The organism is Clostridia bacterium, assembly GCA_017394805.1.
Lineage (GTDB): Bacteria > Bacillota > Clostridia > Christensenellales > CAG-1252 > RUG14300.
Window position 1 is genome coordinate 39,796 of record JAFPXC010000014.1, and the last position, 14,049, is coordinate 53,844.

Consider the following 14,049-nt stretch of genomic DNA (forward strand, 5'->3'; position numbering starts at 1 on the left):
CTCGCCGAAGGCATTTTGCCTTCCTACAATAAATAATGCTTCAGCCCCTTGCACTGTCCCACCATTCCGTTAAAAACCTTAAAAAAAATAGGGGATGCCGTTTTTGTATAATTTCGGAAGGATTTTGTTTCTTTGTTTGAAAGCACGACTAAAACCCGATCTTCAGCAAATTCAAGATTCTCCATCACTACTCCTATCTCTGATTCTGCAGATAAGCTTCCCAATGATAACGGAATACTCATTGCGAAACCCATACTAAGATGGTTACATTTTACTACACGGCTATCCATATATAAATATCCTCGATGCTATTCTTTGTTGACGATATTTATCTTGACGTCGCGATTTTCCATAGATTCCTTTTCAATCTCGATTACAAACAACTCCGTTGTTAGCACTTCCGCATATTGTTCCGTTGCGCCATCAGATGGGCTTTTAAACGATACGACCAAATTCGCATCGACCGTCTCGATTCGGCTTAGCGACAGTATCTCATAGTGCGGCAAAGATAATATAGCGAAAAGGATTGCCTTGTTTTCAAAGAACCCTACCGTATAGTTGCGCATAGTTTTACTTAGTTCGCTGTCATAATTACCATTATCCTCTCCGTAAAAAGGATTGCCAAGTGCTTCGTCTGTTTCATGCAAACCCCGAATGGAGTCGATAACGATAATTCTGCTACTGCTATCGCCAAGGAATGGATAATAACCAACGTATGTTGTTTCGTATGCCGAGCGATACGACAAAAAGGATAAATTGTCGCCCCCGTTTTGCGTTTGTGCGTCGGTCGGATTATTCTCCTGCGGCGTATTCCTATCCCCGCACCCCACGGCCGCCGCCATTACGAGGCACGCAAGGATAGCGACCATCAATAACAACGTAAACTTTTTCATAATTTATCCTCCTTTTTTATTCTCGCCGAAGGCATTTTGCCTTCCTATTAAAAATAATGCTTTAGGCTCCCGTTTTGTCCCATATATTCTTAGGCTGTTGTTTCAACGGACATTTTTCCCTCGTCAATTCCCGTATCCATCACGCCCACCAATACGTCTTCACTCCCTTGAGTCAACGCCCAAGCCTCCTCGATGTTGATTTGCTGAAGCCAAGTGGCTACCGGCGCCGGATTTGCCCCTCCGTTATTCATATTCCAAGGAATTGTGTATTCTGGTCGCGCTTTTTCTATATCGGGATTCCGCTCTAATAGGATACAAGCGCGCACTATTTCTTTTAGGTCGTGTAACTCCGTTTCGACATAAAACCGACGTTGATACGTTTCCGGGTTGATGTGACTATACTCTTTTTCGGTGGGCAATCCTTGAAGTTTTGCTTTGACATATTTTGCAATATTTTCTTCGCTCCATTTTATAGTATACGCGCCTATCCCTTTGAAATCTTCCGATGTATAATCTTTGAATTCGCGTGTGGCCGCCAATGTGAGCGTAACAATTATATACGGGGACGACGCTATTGCGCTTCCTTCCTCTAATTCTGAAGTATACTTCTCTATCGCGGCCTGTATTTCCTCTTCCGTCGGCTCGTAAGGCTCTTGCGTTTGCGTGTTGTCGTCCTGCGGCGTATTTCTATCCCCGCACCCCACGGCCACCGTCATTACGAGGCACGCAAGGATAGCGACCATCAATAACAACGTAAACTTTTTCATAATTCCTTTCTCCCTTTTTATTCTCGCCGAAAGCATTTTGCCTTCCTATTAAAAATAATGCTTTAGGCTCCCGTTCTGTCCCATATATTCTTAGGCTGTTGTTTCAACGGACATTTTTCCCTCGTCTATCCCCGTATCCAACACGCCCACCAACACGTCTTCACTCCCTTCTGTCAACGCCCAAGCGCTTTCGATATTGATTCGTTTAAGTCAATGTTCCGATGTTACGGATGCAATGTCAAAAAACATTATCTTCTACTTCAAAAACTTTATCCGGCCGCGCCTTTTCTATGTCGTTTCTTCTTTCTAGCAGGATGCAGGCACGGATGATACGGTTCAAATTTGGTTTTTCGATTTTTATTATCAAAGTGTGTTGGTATGTGCCAACATCTATGTTGTACTCTCGTTCTGTAGGTAATCCCTTGGATTTATCTACGACATATTGTTGTAGTTCTTTCAAAGTATTTTGCACCGTGCATTCGCCGAGTTCCTTGAAATCATTTGCGGCGTAGTCCTTTAGTCCCAGCGTAGCCTCTCTTGTCAGTGTTGCAAAAATCACGCCGCTCTTGTCATCCCATCTGGTGCCGTCACTCAGTTCTACGCCATACCTCTCTATCGCGGCCTGTATTTCCTCTTCCGTCGGCTCGTATGGCTCTTGTGTTTGCGTGTTGTCGTCCTGCGGCGTATTTCTATCCCCGCACCCCACGGCCATCGCCATCACGAGGCACGCAAGGATAGCGACCATCAATAACAACGTAAACTTTTTCATAATTTATCCTCCTTATTTATTCTCGCCGAAAGCATTTTGCCTTCCTACAATAAATAATGCTTCAGCCCCTTGCACTGTCCCACCATTCCGTTAAAATCCATAAAAATAATAGGGGATGCCGTCTTGGTTTTCTCCAATACGCTACTATACACTATAATATGATTCGGCTGTAAAGTCAATAGCCGTTTCGGACGGCGGAAGATATCGCTCGCGCCTCGTTTTCATTCGGTAAAACGCGACGAGTATACGACAAATGGATAGCATAACATTAAATAAAGTAAAAAAATGAAATTTCTCGTGCAAAATGCGGTTTATTATGGTATAATAGAAGCAAGCGTGCAAGCACGAGCGAAGCGAAGTATTTGCATAACGCTTGCGCCGCCTTGCAACCGAACGCAGGGAGCGTAGCGACCAATCTATACATAGTATAGATACCATTCGTAAGAATGGGCGTTCAAATGGTTGTATAATGGTTGTAGAACTGTAAAATGCCCCCTTATGGGGCATAGGGAGCGTATGGAAGACCGAAACAAAACGACCTATTCGACCGAATTGCCCGAGATGGGGGTGGCGGATGTCGCCGTCACCTACAGGCAACTCGCCGAAGAGGAGTGGGACAAAGAAGAATATACCGACGAGGACGTCGCGGCCGACGATGAGGACGACGAAGGCGAGGAGGGCGGCTTTATCCGCTACAATCGCGCGTTCATCGCCAAGATGAGCCTTGCCGCCGACAATCTCAAAGCCTACTACAACGTGTTGAAAAACGCGCTTCTTTCCTACAAGGGCGTCAAGAGCCGTTTGTCCTGGTGTTTCGACAGTTTCAACTGCGGGCGCCACCAACTTGTCAAGATCAACGTTCGCGGCAACGGTCTCATCGTCTATTTGGCGTTGGACAGCGCCGCCTACCTCGGCACCAAGTACCGCTTCCGCGACGTCGGGCACAAAAAGAAATTCGCCGACGTGCCTATGCAGATCAAGGTCAAGTCCAAGCGCGGCTTGCGCTACGCCTTGGAATTGTCCGCCGACGTCATGCGCCGCTTCGACATAGGGGAGGGCAAGCCGCAGGCCGTGGCCTACGCCCCCGAGCGCGAGTCGGTGGAGACGCTTATGCGCCGCAATTTGGTGCGCGTGGTCGGACAATCCGCCATAGAGGAAGCGGCGGCCGACCTAACGCCCGATACCGCACCCCTTGCGGATGCGAGCCCGTCCCCCGATACGGCGCAAAAACCCGTGGACGTACCCCCCGTTTTGGTGGACGCGGCCAAGGCCGAAGCGGCCATGACCGACGCCGAAGCCCGCGGTGCCATCGAGGTGGTGCGCGCCCTTCGGCGCAAGGGCAAACGCAAGGCGGTGGTCAACGTGGACGTCCTTTGCCGCAACTTCGTAGCGGGCGAACTCGTCAACGTGGACTCGCTCGTTCGCCGTCGGCTCGTGTCGCCCCAATGCGGCTATCTCAAAATATGCGCACGCGGGGCGCTGGACAAACCGTTGACGGTGGAGGCCGATGATTTCAGCCTCGTGGCCGCCAAGATGATCGTATTGACGGGCGGCAAAGCCGTTCGGGTAAAAGGAGATTAGTATGCGACTTTCTTTTACAAAAACCCTCACCATTATGTTTTGCGCCGCACTTTGTTTCGCGGTCGCAGCCGTATGTTTTACCTTATCCCCGCCGAGGTCGGCGCTTGCCGAGACGGACTTTGACATACCGCTCACGGGCGTCGGCAATCAGTCCAAGCAGTACGGCGACCTCTTCAATTCGGTAGACGCCGCTACGGGCAGGATATACGGCGCCATTCAAAACGACGTTTTCAAGGCGGGCTCGGGCAGCGAGTATTACGTTTTGGCCAAGGACATTATGGTATGTTCGTCCGCCATGCGCCCCTCCGCCACCTACGAGCCTTCGCTCAAGCAACTCACCGACGTCAACGGCTACGTGCAGGTGGACGTCTTGCCCGACTACGATCCCGAGGACAACTCCACGGGCAAGTACTATCTTACCTACGACGGCGCCGAGGGCTACACCTTCTTTTCCAAGTTGCAGGTCTACGTCAGCGCCAACGAGATGCCGCACGTCGTCGGCTCCAAGTCCTACAAAGTCGCCTACTACGGCATTGGCGATCTGCTATATTGTCAGGTCACGCCCCGCTGTCTTACGGTAGCCTACGACGCCGCTTCTTCGCATACGGGCGGCGGCATGGCGGGTGACGCGCTCACGACCGAGGAAGTGGGCGGCGTGCTGTACGTCGATCACACCTACGGCGCCTTGCCCGACACCATCGCGTTTTCCACCCAAGGCGAGGTGGGCGTGATGGAAGCGTTCGGCGACCGCCTCACCACTTCCACTACGTTCGAGGGCAACGACCGCACCGCGCACGTCGGCTTGTACGAGATCGAGTCTTTGGACCTCAAGGTCAAGCGCGACGACAAGGACGTCAGCGGCAACTATCGCTTCGCGTCTGCCCGCGAGGGCGCGGACGGCGCGCTCTACACGGGTTACGGCGTGCGGGTTTTGCCCCGCGCGGTCGAGATAGGCGAATTTATGCACGAGGGCACGTTCGGCACCACGCGCGATACGTACGCAGACTTGTACGACGGCAGCGCCCTTTCGTCGGGCACGTTCACGTCGCAGGGCTTCTCGCGCACCTACCAATCCGCGCAGACGGGCGTCAACGGCCAAACCCTCACCGTCTACTACGACGTGGATTTGTCCCAACCCGATTTGTGGGACGTGGACGACCAAGATGATCCCCGCGAGGGCGTGGTGGCCATTACCGCCCCCGGCGACAGTTGGGCCGTCGTCATCGTCGGCTGGTCCGCCGCCAATACCGATCCCGACGCCGCCTACGACGTGCGGGCTTCCGACTACGTCGTGCGTGCGGCCTCAGGCGCTTCGCTCACGCTCACCGTCGGCAAACGCGCCATCGTGCTGTACGAGGCCAAAGAGGGCGTTCCCGCCCCCGACAACGGGGTCGACGTGGTCGCCAATCATATCGAAATCAGCAAGCCTTACGGCGACGTCTATACGGGCGCCAAGGAGAATCACGGTATCGTCATCGACGATATCCCCGTCACCCTGTCCTTCGAGGTCGAGTATGCGGGGCAGTCTTTGGCCGACTATCTCGCCGCCGAGGGGCTGGAAAGCATTCGCTTGCCCGCCGGCGAGTATCGCATCATCAATCCCGAGGTCACGGACAAGCACTACGTGGTCACGATAGACGAGAGCGCCAAGAAGTGGAAGGTCACCAAAAAGGTGGTCGACAGCGCGCAATTAGTCGCGTGGGGGCTTGCCGATGGCGCCTATCTTGCCGAAAACAGGGCGGGCGCGTCGGCTTCTGCCAAGGCCATGTACGCTTTCCTTTCGGCCGCCGAGTTGCCCACCGACGGTATATGTCTGCACGAGTACGCCTACGACGGTACGCGCAAGAGCGTCAGTCTTTCGTATGCGTTTACGGACGCGGATATCGGCGGCGAGGTTGCGGCGGATCTCACGTTCGTCAACGCCGAGGACGCCGTTATGACGCCCGGCTACTATGCGCTCGCCTATACGCACGCCGACTACGCCATGCCCGCGGGCACCGTGTACGTGCGCGTGCTTCCCGTTGCGGTCACCGTCACCGCGCCCACGGACGCCGTTTATAACGGCGAACGCTACGGCGTCACCCTTCGCTACGACGGCGAGGAGAACAATCCCTTCGGGGGGTGGTCGGTCGCGTTGACCTATCGCGACGGACAGCGCACCACTACGCCCCTCAACGCGGGGACGTATACCGCCGCCGTTTCCGTCGTAGGGCCGGAAGCCCAAAGTGCCAATCCCTATTTGGTGTACAACGGCTCCAACGTGCGCTTCACCGTTTCGCCCAAAGCCATTACCGTTCGCCTCAAGAGCACGGCGCAACTCACCAAGACCTTCGGCGACGAGGTCGGCAAGCGCAAATTGACCTTCTCGGTGGACGACGACGCCTTGGTCGGTTCGGATAGTATCAGCCTTTTCACCGACGGCTTGGGTGCCGACGCCGCGCCGGGCGCCTATGCCGTTGAGGTCGTGTTCGACCACGGCGAGCGCACCAACTACGACGTGGAGTTGTTGGATGCCGGCGGTCGCCGCGATCCGCGCTTTACGGTCGAGAAGATAGCGGTGGACGACGTGCGCGACTATTTCAACGACTTCCTTCAAACGATGCAAGTCGTCACGACCACCGACGCCATTACGCTTAGCGAGATACGCTATTACGGCGTGGCGATAGACGGCGTCGCCTACCAATACGGCACGGCCAACGGCGGCTGGACGAATACGCCCGCCGAAATGACCGCGCTCGAGGACGGCGCCAAGTACCGCGTGCGCATCGTCATACGGGCAGACGGCACTTTTATCGCCACCGATACCGACGTCTATACCGAAGTGCGCGAGATTATCACCGACATCGCCGTACCCACCCTCCGTCAGGACTATTCCCTCACGTCGGGGCGTAGCGTATGCGTGGATGTCACCAACTTCGACCGCACCAAGACCTACGCGTGCGTTATGTACGACGCCGACCAATCGACCGTGCCCGTCAACGTGTCCGAAAAGGCCGTGGGCGCGCCCGACGCCAAAGGCTCTTTCACCATCGCCCGCGCGTACAATTTCAAAGAAGACGCGGCGGAGCCCACGCTGGACCAACTCGCTTCGCTTGACGTCGGTCACGCCTACAAAGTCGTCGTCGTGGTGTCCACCGCCGACGCTTCGGTGATGAGCGCGCCCCTTTCCGTGCGCACGCGTTCCCAAGCGCCCTCTATCGCGCCCTCGTCCATGACCGTCACCGACAAGTCGATTTCGGTGCCCGAGGGCTATTATATCTACGTCGCCGAGACCGAGAATACGGGTGCCTTGCCCGTGTCTTCCATCGTAGAGACCACGATGCAAAAAGAGGGCTTGACCTATCAAATGCTCGCCGAGGCGGGTGCCGAACTCACCGAGGAGTATCTTGCCGCCGTCACCGAGGATTTGCGCCCCAACACCACCTACGTCATCGCGATTTGGAGTATGGAAGAGGGCGGCGACATGGCTTCGGACGTGCAATGCTTCACCTTCCGCACCCTCATCGACAAGAGCAATCGGTTCAGCTATTCGGGCGCTATGCTCGCGTTCTCCCGCTACCTGTTGGTGGGGTTGTTGGGCTTGGTTTTGATTTTATTCATCATATGTACTATCCGCTATGCGGTGTTGAAAAAGAAACTTTCGGGAGGTAACCGCTAATGGGAGATCTCAATTTTAACAACCTGTTTATAGGCATCAGCGTCGAGCAAATCATCGTCTTGTTGGTGTTGGTCGTCGTCAGCATTCTGTTCGGCTTGATGGCGGGCGCCAGCATCTTCTATCCGTTGGGCTATCGCCGCTGCAAAAAGGACGGCAAGGGCGGCATATTTGCCCCCGTCGTGCGGCAGGAACCCGCGCCCGCGCCCGTCGTCAAACAGCAAGAGGTACCCGATACGTTCGACGCGGACGAGTCCTACGCCTATTCGGACGACGACTTGTTCAACTTCGTTGACGAAGAGCCGCAGGAGGAAGAACCCGTCGCTCCCGTCGCTACCGAGGAAGCCGCTCCCGCTTCCGCCGAGCCCGTCGCCGAGGCGCAACCCGCGCCCGCCGAGGAGCCCGTGCACGTCATCGTGGACGAGACCGCCGTCGTTCCCGCTTTGATGGACGTCGCCCCCGGTACGGGCGAGCAAATCGTCGTGGTTGGCGAGCCTTTGCGCGACGACGCCTTCGTGCGTATGGAAGAAACGCGCAAGCAGTTGGTGCCCTTGGTCAGCCGTTCGGTGCTGTTGGGCTACTGCGCGCGCATGACGCCGTTGGCCACCGCGTTGCCCATCATCGTGGTACCGCAGGACGCCGAGCACCCCTACGACCGCATTATGGTCAAGGACTACACCTTCGCGGTGGTGTTCGAGGAGAGCAAGGTCTTGCGCTTGGTTTTGCGTTTGCACCCCAATACGGTGGGTGCGTTGCGCCACGCGGCGGGCAATTCCGTCATTGCCGAGCCGTCGTACGGTTCCGATTGGTACGGTTGGGTAGTCACCGACATCGAGCATTGCGAAAAGGTCGTGGCCAAGGTTTTGGATATGAGTTACAAATACGTCGCGCACGCGTCCTATATGCGCGGCAAGGACAAAGATTTCGTCGAGAAGGGCGAGCGTTACGAGGATACCGTCACGGCCGTGGCGGACGCCTATCGTCCCGACGCGGATTTGGTCTACACGGCCTTGTCCGCGCAGATGAACGCCAAGTATCAACTCCACTATTTCGGCAAGCGCGAGGCCGTTCGCTACGCGCGCTCCATTCGCGGCGACCTTGCCGTCACCGTCGAGGACGTCAACAGCAGCACGGCCATTCTCAAGGCGGACGGCGTGATGTTCGCCGTGGTCTACGACAGTTACGGCGTAGTCAAATTGCTCTTCCGCGCGGACAAGGAGTATATGGAGTCTTTGCGGCAGGAACACCTCTACGTGGGTTGCTCCGAGGTGCCCAAGTCCAGCTACCGTCAATGGTACTACGCCATTTTGGACAAGAGTTTCACGGACGAGCAATGCGGGGCCATTCTCACCACCGCCTACCAACACGTCGCCGCCAAGAAATAGCGCGGATTTCTCCCAAGGCTACGCCTTGGATTTCACCTACCCATCAAAAAACGCCTTCGTCGTTCGTTTGACGAAGGCGTTTCTTTCGGCGTATATCCTACAATTTTTTTCGTTGTTCCATCGACAGCGCTTTCAGTCCGTTGTCCACGGCCAATTTGCGCAATATGGCCGCCACGGCCCGTTCGAAGGGTTGCCCCACGCGGAAGTCCGCCTCGAAGATGAAGTCCACGCGGTCGTGTTTCAGCAGGTCTTCCACCAGCCCGCGCTTGTCGGGTTGATGCAAAGCGATGCTGTGTCCGCCCGACAGTTTCACCAACTTCATACACGGCACGTCTGTCAGTCCGTCGCCGATATAGATCATATTGTTGAAGTACACGTGGCGGGTGTCCTCGGGGGTAGAGCGGTTGAGGTCGGTGTCGTTGCTGATATCCAATACGCCCTTGTTGATGCGGTAGACGAATTGCGTCTTGGCGGTGTAGTTGACGGCGGTCTTGGGCCACACGGCCTTGCCGTCCTTGTACAAAAATTCGCTGGCGAATATCTCCGTGAAGTGGTGCGCGATGGACGAGCCTTGCACGATTTCCCGCAGGCCCGAACTCAATATATAATGTTCCACGTGCACGCCCGCTTTTTCGCCCACTTCGTTGATATGCTCGAACCATTCCTCCACGCCCTTGTGGTACACGATATCCTTGCCGCATTGCATCAGCATATCGCGCGTAAGGGGCAGGCCTTTTTCCTCGGCTTTTTGTATCATGCAGTACATATAGGCGAGGATGCTGTCCATTTTTTCGCGCTGTGCCATCGAGTTGGCGCTCGCCCAAAACTCGTGCGGCTCGAGGCCCAAAGAGGGGATAAAGGTAAATTCCTGCATATCCCTCGTGGATAGCGTTTTGTCAAAGTCGTACAGCAAGGCAACGGTGGGTTTCATATTACCAATTCTTATAAGTGACGGTGCCGTCCCCCTTGGTGTAGAGGAAATACAGTATGACGGCGGCGATGATGATGTTGACGACGGTCAGGATGGGGATAAAGGTACGGAAGTAGAACTTGTACCATTTGTGGCGGTAGATGAGCATAGCCAGCAGTTCGCCTGCCGCGCCGAACAATATGGCGATGGCGAAGAGGGCTTTGTCGGGTACACGCGCCTCGTACTCGAAGGGCTCTTCCTTTTTGGGCTTCTTTTCTTTCTTGCCTTTCTTGCCCTTTGCGGTTTCCGTTTCTTCCTCCGCGGCGTCTTCGGCCTTTTTGCGCTTGCTCATCATGGCGTCGCTGCGGTTTTTCTGCGCCACCCAGCGCTTCTTATCCGTGCGGATGAGAAAGAAGCCGATGATGCACATCACGGCGAAGAAAGCGCACATGGCGTTGAAATATATGTTCGTTGCGCCAAGTAATACGTTCATCTTGACCTCCTCGGCTGGATAGCCTTTCTATTATTATAAAATGCCGCGACTATTTTGTCAATACGCTCTTTGCGCGCTTGAGACGGATAGTTGATGAAGAGACAATAATAATATTTCATCTTGCTTGTCCAAAGAATTGCCAACTGCGCCGAAATATGCTAAGATGGATATGACAAAAAAAAGACGGCTGGAAAGGAGAAAGATTATGAAAAAATCCAAGCAACAGAAGAAACAATTATGCAGAGTCACCTTCTACGCCCATCCCAGAGAGGCCGTGGAAGAGATGTATCTGTGCGGAGAGAACCACGCTTCGGGCTTGTGGGACGCTTCTTCCGCCACCAAAATGAAACCGACCGAGCAAGGCTTCCGCGCCATCAAGGTATTGCCCGTGGGCGAGCCGTTCGAGTTCAAGGTCTTGCGCACCAACGATTGGTCGGGCGTTGAGAAAGGCGTTTGGAACGAGGAGATCCCCAACCACGTCATCGTCGCCTACAAGGGCCTCGTGGTGGATATGGACATTCCTTCTTTCCGCAAGGACTGATTCTCTATGAACGCAGGCCGTTTCGTGCAAAAATTAGCCGACCTACGGGATACACGGGCCGTCGGCTGGGCGCAGCTCACCGACGCGTTTTCCGCGCTTTCGGATGAGGCCGTGGCCTACGCCCCCTCGGGCGTGGACTACCGCACCGTCACGGTGTCGCAGGTGCCCGTGGAACTGTTTGCCCCCCCACGTGGGCAGGGTTTTTTGTTATTTTTGCACGGCGGCAACTATCTCTTGCCCGTGGTGGACGCCTATCGCCGCGTGGCCGAGGCCCTTGCTTTGCGTTCGGGCAAGACCGTGGCGTTGGTGGATTACGCCATCGCCCCCTACGTCTATCCCGACGCCTTGGGCGAGGCCTACCTGGTGTGGGAGTGGCTCTACGGGCAGGACGACCGCATCTGCCTGTTGGGCGACGGTTCGGGCGCCAATATGGCGTTGCAGCTGGCACTTCTTCTTCGAGAGGACGCCGTGCGTATGCCCAAGGGCTTGGTGCTCTTGAGCCCCCAGACGGATATGACCTGTTCGGGGCGTTCCTATTACGACAATTACTATTTGGACGTGGTCTACGGTCGTCGCCACTTGTCGGGTGCCGATATTCCCGACGCATTCAAGGCGTCTCCTATGTGGGATTATTGCCGTGGTATGGATTTGGCGTCCCCCGAACTGTCCCCTCTTATGGCCGATCTCACGGGTCTGCCCCCTTGCTATATCGCGGTCGGCAGTCACGAGGTCGTGCTCTCCGACGCCACCCGCTTTGCCGACAAAGCCGCCGAGGCCGAGGTGGACGTCACCCTCACCGTGGGCACGGGGCTATTTTACGCCTATCCTTTCTTCTTCCGCCGTTTCCCCGAGGCCAAAGCCGCCTTCGATTCTCTGTCGGCGTTTATCAAAAGCAAATAATTTTTTTTTGAAAGAACCCGCGAAATCGTGGGACAATTCGATAGGCATTAACATTATTATTTATTGGATGGATGTTTGACTCCAATTCTAATGCTCTTATTTTATCCGTTCGAAAAAGAAAAGCCGTATGTGAAGCATCGCGCATTGTCGGCGAATCAAAAGGCGAGATTATAATTTTCGGCACGAAAATGCAGAACATGAGCCCCAAACGAACAAAAGGAGATAATATGAAAATAATAAAACGAATTATAAACATATCCGCATTGCTGGTGCTATGCCTTACCTTCGCCCTCGGCGTGGCGGGGTGCGGCAACAAGTATCTTGCCAAATTAAAAGACCATCAGGGTACGTATGTGCCGACGCATTGTCATATTCAATACGATATAAAAGACGAAGATGGTATATATACTCGAGGGGATTCATTGGGTATGCAAATTGTTGATGGACAAGTTGAGTATAGTTGTAGAAGCGGTTTCTCGAGTATAGAGGACTTTTGGGGGGAAACGTATTATCGCGAGATATGGTTGGCGTTTTTGGAACAAGAAATCGAGGAGTTTTTTGCCTCGGTGCAAATCAAAGGGAAAAAGTTTGTAACGCAAAAAGGAGCATATCGTTTGTTCGTTCCCAAAGAGGACGCATACGGTCTATTTATTTCACGCAATAACGATGACGGTCTTGATGAACAATTTGTGAGTGGATATGATGAAAATGGGACGAGTTACTGCTCTTATGTTCACGAGTTTATACGCGAGGTCGACGGAAAAGATGTTTTTGTTTACGTGCAAGTAATATACAAAATGACGGCGGCCGTATGATAAATTACGGAGTACAAAATAAAACAAAAGGCGATTATATGAAAGTAATAAAACGAGTTATAGGAAAAATTATAAGCATATCCGCATTACTGGTGCTATGCCTTACCTTCGCCCTCGGCGTAGCGGGGTGTCGTAGCACAAATCCCCAAAAATTATCGTATTGGTACGGAAATTATCAGGTCCGCAATAACGCATATGGCGTGGTTGTATTTGTTTGGAAAACGAGATAATGACGGGATACAGGATGTTCACCCTAACGGATTGTGGGTATACCTGTATCAATTATGCATCAAAAGATGTATGGACCTCGCTATTTGAGAACGATGAGGACTTGTTAAATCAGTCGGAATGGATAGAGGAGGAAATGGAAGAATTCCGTTCCGGTGTTAAAATTGAGAAAAAAGGTTTTATTACAGCCAAGCATAAATGGGCTACACCGAAAGAATTATCCGCTTATTGTATGCTTACCGAGGATGAAAATGAAAAAAGATTCTTTCGATTTTTCGGGGATGAAGCACTCGAAACGAATGACGACAATGGATTGTCGGAGATTGATATGACCGAGCAAATGCGGTATATCCATTATGTAACCATTGCGCAAACGGATGATATACGGTGGGATATTAATGTTGAAATTATTTTAACAAGAATATGATTGAGGTGGAATATGAATGTAGTAAAAAAGATAATTGTTTGTCTTGTATTGTGTAGTGCTATTAGTAGTTTTAGTTTTATTTGCGGGAGTAATAATACTAAAGAATATGCAAACGCAGAAAGTAACAATTTAGAAACACTAACTAACTCTTTAATTCAAAAAGGTGAAGTAAAAACCGTTATATATAGTATAGAGGTATAGTGCTCTCGAAAGCAATAAATATTCGGAGATAAATAATGAAGAAAATAAAAATATTGATATGTATTACGTCCATCGTGATCTTGTGCTTAACCGTTGTTCTCGGTACGGTGGGGTGTAAGAGTTACAATCAAATGGCAGCGTCTTATTGGTATGGGAAATACACGATAGAGCCGAAACGAACGACTTTTTATGTGGAAGATATACGCGAAACCGATAGGGAACCGTTAATAAATTATTATTGTGGTCAGATAGCGGAAATATACGAAAATGGATATGATTATTACACTGACATAAGGGATCCGACCAATCTTGAAACTATTTATAGCCCATATGCAGTCCAAAAAAAATATTTTGACAAACAAATGTATGAAGTTTTGCGCAATGAATTTGATAAGCGGGAGAAAACAGTCAAGATAAACAAGAAGGGTCTTTGGGCAGGTAAGCGCTTTTATGAATTAGACGAATACCGCTATGCTTTGACAAA

At 52.6% G+C, this 14,049-nt stretch carries 14 protein-coding genes; 8 read left to right on the top strand and 6 right to left on the bottom strand.

Annotated elements, in window-relative coordinates; genetic code table 11:
• Nucleotides 1–23: 23 nt before the first annotated feature.
• The 4 genes from II896_04065 to II896_04080 form a co-directional block, all read right to left on the bottom strand.
• The gene (locus II896_04065) at nt 24–290 is read right to left on the bottom strand and encodes a hypothetical protein (GenBank protein ID MBQ4443820.1); all 267 of its coding nucleotides are present in this window, start codon (nt 288–290) and stop codon (nt 24–26) included.
• Between the two features lie 18 nt (nt 291–308).
• Entirely contained in the window at nt 309–893 is a 585-nt protein-coding gene (locus tag II896_04070; protein ID MBQ4443821.1) for a hypothetical protein, read from the bottom strand.
• Nucleotides 894–982: 89 nt separating this feature from the next.
• Nucleotides 983–1,660, bottom strand: coding sequence for a hypothetical protein (locus II896_04075; GenBank protein MBQ4443822.1), 678 nt, complete (start codon nt 1,658–1,660; stop codon nt 983–985).
• 238 nt (nt 1,661–1,898) lie between these two features.
• Nucleotides 1,899–2,429, bottom strand: a complete 531-nt coding sequence (locus II896_04080) for a hypothetical protein (GenBank protein ID MBQ4443823.1) — start codon at nt 2,427–2,429, stop codon at nt 1,899–1,901.
• A gap of 516 nt (nt 2,430–2,945) precedes the next feature.
• On the opposite strand from II896_04080, the gene II896_04085 reads away from it, so the two are divergent.
• From II896_04085 to II896_04095, 3 genes are read left to right on the top strand one after another with little or no spacing between them, the layout of a single operon-like run.
• The gene (locus tag II896_04085) at nt 2,946–4,010 is read left to right on the top strand and encodes an uL15 family ribosomal protein (protein MBQ4443824.1); all 1,065 of its coding nucleotides are present in this window, start codon (nt 2,946–2,948) and stop codon (nt 4,008–4,010) included.
• 1 nt (nt 4,011) lies between these two features.
• A complete protein-coding gene (locus tag II896_04090) occupies nt 4,012–7,668 on the top strand; it encodes a hypothetical protein (protein MBQ4443825.1) in 3,657 nt (1,218 codons plus the stop codon).
• Nucleotides 7,668–9,050, top strand: a complete 1,383-nt coding sequence (locus II896_04095; protein MBQ4443826.1) for a hypothetical protein — start codon at nt 7,668–7,670, stop codon at nt 9,048–9,050. The genes II896_04090 and II896_04095 overlap by 1 nt, the downstream gene beginning before the upstream one ends.
• 97 nt (nt 9,051–9,147) lie before the next feature.
• Here the strand turns inward: II896_04095 and II896_04100 are convergent, their stop codons facing one another.
• On the bottom strand, nt 9,148–9,981 hold the full coding sequence (locus II896_04100; GenBank protein MBQ4443827.1) for a haloacid dehalogenase-like hydrolase: 834 nt from the start codon (nt 9,979–9,981) through the stop codon (nt 9,148–9,150).
• Between the two features lies 1 nt (nt 9,982).
• Nucleotides 9,983–10,453 carry a DUF1294 domain-containing protein gene (locus II896_04105; protein ID MBQ4443828.1) on the bottom strand — a complete coding sequence of 157 codons (471 nt, stop codon included), beginning with the start codon at nt 10,451–10,453 and terminating at the stop codon, nt 9,983–9,985.
• 205 nt (nt 10,454–10,658) lie between these two features.
• Here II896_04105 and II896_04110 point away from each other — a divergent pair, with 205 nt between their 5' ends.
• The 5 genes from II896_04110 to II896_04130 form a co-directional block, all read left to right on the top strand.
• Complete coding sequence (locus II896_04110; GenBank protein ID MBQ4443829.1) at nt 10,659–10,994, top strand: hypothetical protein; 336 nt, start codon at nt 10,659–10,661, stop codon at nt 10,992–10,994.
• A gap of 6 nt (nt 10,995–11,000) precedes the next feature.
• Complete coding sequence (locus II896_04115) at nt 11,001–11,894, top strand: alpha/beta hydrolase fold domain-containing protein (GenBank protein MBQ4443830.1); 894 nt, start codon at nt 11,001–11,003, stop codon at nt 11,892–11,894.
• A 227-nt stretch (nt 11,895–12,121) separates the two neighbouring features.
• On the top strand, nt 12,122–12,709 hold the full coding sequence (locus II896_04120; GenBank protein ID MBQ4443831.1) for a hypothetical protein: 588 nt from the start codon (nt 12,122–12,124) through the stop codon (nt 12,707–12,709).
• 364 nt (nt 12,710–13,073) lie between these two features.
• A complete protein-coding gene (locus II896_04125; protein MBQ4443832.1) occupies nt 13,074–13,364 on the top strand; it encodes a hypothetical protein in 291 nt (96 codons plus the stop codon).
• Between the two features lie 236 nt (nt 13,365–13,600).
• The coding region (locus II896_04130) for a hypothetical protein (protein ID MBQ4443833.1) at nt 13,601–14,049 on the top strand (449 nt) is incomplete at its 3' end.

Bases quoted from the DNA above. Each gene is read 5' to 3' on its own strand.
- II896_04070 (MBQ4443821.1), bottom strand. From the start codon at position 893: ATGAAAAAGTTTACGTTGTTATTGATGGTCGCTATCCTTGCGTGCCTC.
- II896_04095 (MBQ4443826.1), top strand. From the start codon at position 7,668: ATGGGAGATCTCAATTTTAACAACCTGTTTATAGGCATCAGCGTCGAG.
- II896_04075 (MBQ4443822.1), bottom strand. From the start codon at position 1,660: ATGAAAAAGTTTACGTTGTTATTGATGGTCGCTATCCTTGCGTGCCTC.
- II896_04085 (MBQ4443824.1), top strand. From the start codon at position 2,946: ATGGAAGACCGAAACAAAACGACCTATTCGACCGAATTGCCCGAGATG.
- II896_04090 (MBQ4443825.1), top strand. From the start codon at position 4,012: ATGCGACTTTCTTTTACAAAAACCCTCACCATTATGTTTTGCGCCGCA.
- II896_04125 (MBQ4443832.1), top strand. From the start codon at position 13,074: ATGGAAGAATTCCGTTCCGGTGTTAAAATTGAGAAAAAAGGTTTTATT.
- II896_04105 (MBQ4443828.1), bottom strand. From the start codon at position 10,453: ATGAACGTATTACTTGGCGCAACGAACATATATTTCAACGCCATGTGC.
- II896_04100 (MBQ4443827.1), bottom strand. From the start codon at position 9,981: ATGAAACCCACCGTTGCCTTGCTGTACGACTTTGACAAAACGCTATCC.
- II896_04080 (MBQ4443823.1), bottom strand. From the start codon at position 2,429: ATGAAAAAGTTTACGTTGTTATTGATGGTCGCTATCCTTGCGTGCCTC.
- II896_04120 (MBQ4443831.1), top strand. From the start codon at position 12,122: ATGAAAATAATAAAACGAATTATAAACATATCCGCATTGCTGGTGCTA.
- II896_04065 (MBQ4443820.1), bottom strand. From the start codon at position 290: ATGGATAGCCGTGTAGTAAAATGTAACCATCTTAGTATGGGTTTCGCA.
- II896_04110 (MBQ4443829.1), top strand. From the start codon at position 10,659: ATGAAAAAATCCAAGCAACAGAAGAAACAATTATGCAGAGTCACCTTC.
- II896_04115 (MBQ4443830.1), top strand. From the start codon at position 11,001: ATGAACGCAGGCCGTTTCGTGCAAAAATTAGCCGACCTACGGGATACA.